This window comes from Rhodococcus sp. FH8 (assembly GCF_019266085.1).
Classification (GTDB): Bacteria; Actinomycetota; Actinomycetes; order Mycobacteriales; family Mycobacteriaceae; genus Rhodococcus_F; species Rhodococcus_F qingshengii.
Map to the genome: position 1 here is coordinate 1 of NZ_LPNQ01000063.1, position 1065 is coordinate 1065.

Here is a 1065-nt window from a genome sequence, read left to right on the forward strand (position 1 = left end):
GCTGTGGACTGGCTTGACCAACAAGAATCGCGTCGTGCGCGAGGAGATCTTCGGACCCGTCGCAGCACTCATCCCGTTCGATACCGAGGCAGAAGCGATCGCCTTGGCAAACGACACCGAGTACGGCCTCGCTGCCTCTGTGTGGACCAACGACCTGCGCCGCGGACACCGCGTCGCGCAGAAGATGAACGTCGGAATCTCCTGGGTCAACACGTGGTTCACCCGCGAACTGCGATCTCCCTTCGGCGGTATGGGCCTGTCCGGCATCGGACGTGAGGGCGGCGAGTCCTCGCTGCACTTCTACACCGAACCGACGAATGTATGTGTGCAACTGTGAACATCGAAACCGCAAAAGTTTTCCAGAAATGAGCGAGGCGTGATGACAGCCCCCGAAGACACCGTATCCGCGCTCGCGCGTCGCCTCGACGACGCTGCGCAGACTCGCACCGACACCCCGAGCCTCGCCGACGAATACACCATCGACATCGACGAGGCCTACCGGATCCAGAACGAACTCCTCGAACGGCGGACCAGCCGTGGCGAATCGATTGTGGGTATCAAGCTCGGTTTCACAAGCCAAGCGAAGATGGCGCAGATGGGTGTCTCCGAAGTGATCGTCGGTCAGTTGACCGACGCGATGTGCGTGAGCAACGGCGGCGAAGTCGACCTGAGGACGTTCATTCATCCCAAGATCGAACCCGAAGTGGCATACCGCCTGTCGAAGGACGTCGATCTCGACGATCCGAACGTCGACATCGAAACCTGCGTCGACGCGCTGGCTCCCGCAATGGAGATCATCGACTCGCGCTATCGCGACTTCCGCTTCACCTACACCGACGTCGTCGCTGACAACACCAGCGCTGCCGGATACGTGATCGGGCGGTGGCTGCCGCTACAGAACGTCGAAGACCGTTCCGTACGTATGGAAGTCGGCGGTGAGACGGTAGTCGGTTCCACGTCGGCCATTCTCGGCGATCCGGCGCGCGCTTTGCATGCACTGCTCGACATCGCCCGCCGACGCCGAATTCCGTTGCGCGCCGGTCAGGTAATTCTGGCCGGTGCCGC

The 1065-nt window shown here is 61.6% G+C and carries 2 protein-coding genes; both read left to right on the forward strand.

Features of this window, described 5'->3' with window-relative positions; translation table 11 throughout:
- Positions 1–337, forward strand: a 337-nt coding sequence (locus ATN38_RS14030) for an aldehyde dehydrogenase family protein (RefSeq protein WP_218747372.1), incomplete at its 5' end; no start/stop codon positions are given.
- A 42-nt stretch (positions 338–379) separates the two neighbouring features.
- Positions 380–1065, forward strand: a 686-nt coding sequence (locus ATN38_RS14035) for a 2-keto-4-pentenoate hydratase (RefSeq protein ID WP_218748152.1), incomplete at its 3' end; no start/stop codon positions are given.